The sequence below is a fragment of the Prevotella sp. HMSC077E09 genome, assembly GCF_001814685.1.
GTDB lineage: Bacteria > Bacteroidota > Bacteroidia > Bacteroidales > Bacteroidaceae > Prevotella > Prevotella oris.
The window spans coordinates 65,114-71,113 of record NZ_KV817559.1 but is presented as its reverse complement, the minus strand read 5'-3'; the positions used below and the strand labels follow the sequence as shown (position 1 = coordinate 71,113).

Here is a 6,000-nt window from a genome sequence, read left to right as displayed (position 1 = left end):
TGTTATTCGGTAACAAAGTATTATCTTTGCAAACGGAATAACAAGCGTTCTTTCTTTAGCAGTAAACAGCGACACAAAGCATTTCGCTCGTTTCCAAATCGTTACCTATTTAGTTGTATCAATAAGGTAACTTCTTTATTTTCAGTAAGTTGTATTTTAAGAGTTATTTTGCACCGCGTTTTCAGTCATTTTATGTTCTGATTTGCACCAAATGAGCCGCTGAAATGCCCCACTTTGCATGCTTTTTCAACTTAAAAGCCTGTTTTTTCTCGGTTTCTTTGGGAGATAATGTTTAAGCAATTGCGTAATGATTTGATGCTGAATGAATTACGAAACGGGCCCAAAACTCGCGTATTTGCAGCCGGGTTGTTCTCTGATGAAAACCGAACGAAACCTGAAAGAGGTTTTGTAAAGAATATTTGTATGAGGAGATGAAGGCGTAGCTTTGGCTCATTAATGACATATTTCTCTTGAACTGCTGTTTATAGTTGCTTTTTGTGAGTTTCTCATCTCATGTTTAAGGAAAACTAACATATGAAACCCTTTAGAATATGAAAACTTTTCTTAACTTTGCATCCAACGCGTGAAAAACGGCGGAATGACAGAAACAATCTACAAATATAAATCGTTTAAATAAGAAATGGAACAGATCTTTAGCTACATCATCAGCTTTGGAGCCAGCGTGATGATGCCGATTCTCTTCACCATTATTGGACTCTCTATTGGTATGGGCTTTGGCAAAGCTTTGAAATCAGGCCTCTATGTGGGTGTCGGTTTCGTTGGCTTGGGTGTCGTAACCGCCCTGCTTACTACGAATTTCAATACTCCTTTGAGTTCAATCTCCGATTTTTATCATCTTCAACTCAATGTCTTCGACATGGGATGGCCTGCAGCTGCAGCCGTAGCTTATAACACTGCAGTGGGTGCTTTGATTATTCCTGTCTGCTTAGGCATTAACTTTCTGATGCTCATCACGAAGACAACGCGGACGGTGAACATAGACCTTTGGAACTATTGGCACTTTGCTTTCATTGGCGCTGTGGCTTATTTCGTGATGGGAGAGAGCCTGCTTTGGGGCTATTTCTCAGCCATTGTGTGCTACATGATTACGCTTGTTTTTGCAGACTTGACGGCAGAACGCTTCCAGAAGTATTATGATTTGGAGGGTATTTCCATTCCTCAGCCGTTCTGTCAGAGCTTCGTTCCTTTTGCAGTACTTATCAATAAGGGATTGAAAAAGATACCGGGCTTCAACAAACTCGACATTGATGCCGAGGGATTGAAACGCAAGTTTGGTGAGTTGGGCGACCCTTTAGTGCTCGGAGTTATCGTGGGAAGTCTGATTGCTTTATTTGGGGAAGCCGGTCATATCACTGATTTCAGTGGCTATCTGAAAGAACTTCAGCAGGCTGAACCAAGCACTACAGCCACTGATGCAACAATGAGCATCGTGAAAAATGTGTTGGCTTTAGGCGTGATTATGGGTGCTGTGATGGAGTTGATACCGCGCATCACGAAGTTGTTTATCGACGGATTGATGCCTATTTCAGAGAAAACGAAAGACCTTGTAGCGCGTAAATTCGACGGCAAGAAAATCTATATCGGTATGAGTCCGGCCCTTGTTATCGGTCATCCCACGACACTTGTGGTCTCTCTTTTCCTCATTCCAACCATTCTCGCATTAGCAGTTTTCCTGCCAGGTAACCAGTTTCTGCCCTTAGCTTCATTGGCCGGAATGTTCTATTTGTTCCCCATGGTGTTGCCTTTCACTAAGGGTAATGTGGTGAGAACATTCGTTATTGGTCTTGTGGCCTTGATTTTCGGACTTTATTTTGTCACCGACATGGCTCCTGCTTTCACGCAGGCGGCAGCCTCTGTCTATGCAGAAACCGGTGATAAAGCAGCCCATATCCCCGATGGTTTTTCGGGTGGTGCACTCGATTTTGCATCAAGTTTATTCGGTTGGGTTATCTATAAGTGCACTGCCTCATTGGAATATGTGGGCATGGGACTGTTGAGCGTGTTCACCATTGCACTTTTATTGTTCAACCGTCGACAGATTATTGCAAGTGAAAAAATAACAAATACGAAATGAAGAAAACATTATTAACCTTGGCCTTTGGCCTTACTGCAACCATCAGCATGGCACAAACGAATTATGAAGTGAGATGGGCTAACCATCCGGAAGATGTAAAACACTACGACACACAACGTCTTCGCAAAGACTTTGCAATAGAGAAAGTGTTTGCTCCAGGCGAAGTTAACTGGGTCTACAGCATGTATGACCGCTTCCTTATCGGTGGAGCTGAACCTGTAGGTGCACCAATCCATCTGACAACGATTGAGCCTTTGCACACGGATAAGCCACAGGATAAGAAGCGACTGCTTGATAATCGTGAGCTGGGTATCATCAATGTTGGTGGTAAGGGCACGGTGATTGTCGACGGGAAAACCTATGAATTGGATTTCCAGGAAGCGCTTTATGTGGGCCGTGCAGATGATAAGAACAATAAGGATATAGTGCTTTCAAGTGTTGATGTGGCTCATCCTGCCAAGTTTTATATGAATAGTGCCTGCGCACATAAGTCTTACCCAACGAAGAAAGTGACTCTGAAAGAGGCCAATAACATTAAGGCCGGTTCACTCAAAGAAAGCAACGACCGCGTTATTCACCAAATGATTATCGACGGAGTTGCCGGAGTTCGCACCTGTCAATTACAGATGGGAATCACTGAACTGAAGGAAGGTTCGGTGTGGAACACCATGCCTGCCCATACACATATGCGCAGAATGGAAGCTTACTTCTATTATAATGTGCCCCAAGGACAAAAGATTCTCCACGTAATGGGCGAGCCTCAGGAGACAAGACCAATCTGGTTGAACAACGAACAGGCTGTAATTTCACCGCAATGGAGTATCCATTGTGCAGCAGGTACAAGTAATTACACCTTCATTTGGGGCATGGCAGGCGAGAACTTGGTTTATACTGATATGCAAGTCGTAAAGATACCGACTTTAAAATAACTGATAAAACCAACTGAAAGTGGAAAAGATACAAACTGCAAAGATGTCCAACTTCCGTTGGGTGATATGTGCTTTGCTTTTCTTGGCAACCACAATCAACTACATGGACCGTCAAGTTCTGTCGTTAACTTGGAAAGATTTCATCGCTCCTGAATTTCACTGGAGTGATGATGACTATGGAACGATTACGGGTTTATTCTCAATCTTCTATGCTGTGGCCAATCTCTTTGCGGGTAAGTTCATTGACTGGATGGGCACAAAGAAGGGCTATTTCATTGCAATTCTCGTCTGGTCAACCGGTGCGGTGATGCATGCGGGGTGTGGATGGGTAGCCATGCAGGTTGAAGGTTACGGGAGTATAGAGGCCTTGCGCATGGTACAGGCGGGCAGTGATGCCGCTGTTGCCATTGCAACTATCAGCGTCTGGCTCTTTCTTTCGTGTCGTCTGATACTTGCAGTAGGCGAGGCAGGCAACTTCCCTGCGGCCATTAAGGTGACTGCCGAGTACTTTCCTAAGAAGGATCGTGCCTTTTCTACTTCTATCTTTAATAGCGGAGCGTCGGTTGGAGCATTAGCTGCGCCGGCCACAATCCCATTGCTTGCCCGTGCATGGGGCTGGGAAATGGCTTTCATTATCATTGGTGTTCTGGGCTATGTGTGGATGGGTTTCTGGCTGTGGCTGTATGAAAAGCCAACTCGAAACAAGCATGTCAACAAGGCAGAGCTATGCTATATTGAGCAAGACAGCGACCTTTCAGCAGTTGAAAAGGTTGAGACGGAAGAGAAAGAAGAGAAGACTATCAGTTTCATGAAGTGCTTCTCGTATCGACAGACATGGTCGTTTATCATGGGAAAGTTCATGACCGACGGTGTGTGGTGGTTCTTCCTGTTCTGGGCTCCGGCCTATTTCTCCGACCAATATGGTTATAAAAGCGATTCAACGATGGGCATCATGCTTGTCTTCACGCTGTATGCCATCTGTACATTCCTAAGTATCGGCGGTGGTTATCTGCCCACTTACTTTGTGGATAAGAAAGGAATGAACCCCTATATCGGCCGTATGCGGGCAATGTTAATCTTTGCTTGCTTCCCTGTGTTGGGTTTGTTTGCACAGCCAATGGGTGCATATAGTCCTTGGTGGCCAGCCATTATCATTGGTCTTTTGGGTGCCGGACATCAGGCATGGTCGGCAAATCTCTATTCCACTATCGGCGATATGTTCCCCAAATCAACGATAGCTACAATCACAGGTATTGGTGCTATGGCAGGCGGAATAAGTTCGTTTATGATCAATAAAGGTTCGGGAAAGCTCTTCACCTACGCTGAGGCGCAGGGTTCTGCGTTCTCTTTCATGGGCTTTGAAGGTAAACCTGCCGGCTATATGATAGTCTTCTGCATCTGTGCAGTGGCTTATCTTGTAGGCTGGTGTATCATGAAATTGCTTGTGCCTAAATACAAACCTATCGTTGTGGAGTAGGGGGAGGAGTTGACAAGTGGAGGAGTTGACGAGTAAACAAGTTAGCTGTAGACGAGTTGACTGTAAACAGGTAGACATGTTATTTGAACCTTTAACAATAACTTGTCCACTCGTTTACCCATAAAAATACATGTGTTTACGACCGCCCTTAATAATAATTGACGGGTAAACAAGTTGTGTGTTGGTTAGCAAACAACTTGTTTACCCGTTTACTTGTTCACTCGTTTACAGCCAACTTGTCAACTCGTTTACTTACAAAAACCCTTGCTTTTTCAGTGCTTCTAAAAAGCCTTTACTCATTTCCTCGTTATCTTTCTTCGTATATCTAAGGTCAGTAAACACCTGTGCAAGCGTCTCCTTATGATTGATTTCCACGAAATGTTTGTTCTCGGGTAAAGTCTCTTTTTCGTGATAGATGTCGTTGATACAGTTGGAAGTGTAGTCGTTAAAAGTCTCCTGATGCATGATAGCACGCAATGGAAGACGGTCGGTGAGAGCGGGATTTTCGTCAGGCCAGCCCAAAGTTATTGTTGCCACAGGAAACACCAAGCGTGGAAGTTTCAGGATATCAATAATCATTTGTGGCATATAGAGCGTGGTGCCGAGAAAGCAGGTGCCCAATCCTTCAGCCTCAGCAAGGTTACAAAAGGTCTGCGTATAAAGCAAAGCATCTGTTGAAGCATTCATGAAAGAGAGGAAATTATCATATCCCGGTGTTGCTTTTCGCTGCTCAGCCCATGCTGTTGTGCGTCGGAAATCAGCGCAAATCGTCAGTACCACAGGCGCTTCCACTACCATGGGCTGATTGAAATGCGCCGGAGACAGCTGTTCTTTCCTTTCTTTACTGCGGGTCACGACAACGCTATAGAGTTGCAGATTGCCCATCGTTGGGGTACGTTCTGCCGTTTCCAACAGGCGATTTAGCAACTGCTCGCTGACCTCTTTGCGTGCATATCTCCTGATAGTCTTTCTGTTTTGGAATGTATTCATCGTCATTTTGCTTGGGATTTATTATGGTAGCAAAGTTACATAAAATATTCCATTTGGGCAAAGTGCAGTCAGTTGGTCGTTTCATTTATTGCATGACGCAGCACTTCTGTCATGTAAACGGATTATATGTTAATTTCTTTCAAGTATGTTTACAATTGTTCTCATCATGCTTGTCCATTCGAAAAGAAAGGCCCCCTTGGGCCGAATACGGGCTGATTTTGGGCACTTTGTAATGCACTGATTATAAGGTTATTACGAAACTAAAGGCAAGATGTGAAGCATAATCACGCTGAAAAACATTGTAATTAGCATCAAATCATCCCGCAATCTGCATCAGATTATCGCATCACTTGACTCAAATAACCGTGCATTTTGCATCAAGTTGCAGTGTAGGATGAATGAAATTAAACACCGACTTCTTTGAAATTACGAAATAACACCTGTTTTTTTATTTTCTTTTTCCTAAAAGGGGACATCTCAAAATGTTAAAAATGGGCAATAATTATTAC

General features: G+C 43.9%; 4 protein-coding genes. 3 read left to right on the top strand and 1 reads right to left on the bottom strand.

Annotation, left to right across the window (positions count from 1 at the left end):
- Nucleotides 1-640 precede the first annotated feature (640 nt).
- Genes HMPREF2983_RS07030 through HMPREF2983_RS07020 form a run of 3 tightly spaced genes read left to right on the top strand, consistent with a single transcriptional unit; the run spans nucleotide 641 to nucleotide 4,501 of the window.
- On the top strand, nucleotides 641-2,095 hold the full coding sequence (locus HMPREF2983_RS07030; RefSeq protein WP_070667517.1) for a PTS galactitol transporter subunit IIC: 1,455 nt from the start codon (nucleotides 641-643) through the stop codon (nucleotides 2,093-2,095).
- Entirely contained in the window at nucleotides 2,092-3,024 is a 933-nt protein-coding gene (kduI, locus tag HMPREF2983_RS07025) for a 5-dehydro-4-deoxy-D-glucuronate isomerase (protein ID WP_070667516.1), read from the top strand. The genes HMPREF2983_RS07030 and kduI overlap by 4 nt, the downstream gene beginning before the upstream one ends.
- A gap of 19 nt (nucleotides 3,025-3,043) precedes the next feature.
- A complete protein-coding gene (locus HMPREF2983_RS07020; protein ID WP_141757637.1) occupies nucleotides 3,044-4,501 on the top strand; it encodes an MFS transporter in 1,458 nt (485 codons plus the stop codon).
- Between the two features lie 252 nt (nucleotides 4,502-4,753).
- On the opposite strand, the gene HMPREF2983_RS07015 is transcribed toward HMPREF2983_RS07020, so the two are convergent.
- Nucleotides 4,754-5,491, bottom strand: a complete 738-nt coding sequence (locus HMPREF2983_RS07015) for a nitroreductase family protein (protein ID WP_039873626.1) — start codon at nucleotides 5,489-5,491, stop codon at nucleotides 4,754-4,756.
- Nucleotides 5,492-6,000: the final 509 nt, after the last annotated feature.

Coding starts and splice junctions, on each gene's coding strand:
- HMPREF2983_RS07015 (WP_039873626.1), bottom strand. CDS start 5,491: ATGAATACATTCCAAAACAGAAAGACTATCAGGAGATATGCACGCAAA.
- HMPREF2983_RS07030 (WP_070667517.1), top strand. CDS start 641: ATGGAACAGATCTTTAGCTACATCATCAGCTTTGGAGCCAGCGTGATG.
- kduI (WP_070667516.1), top strand. CDS start 2,092: ATGAAGAAAACATTATTAACCTTGGCCTTTGGCCTTACTGCAACCATC.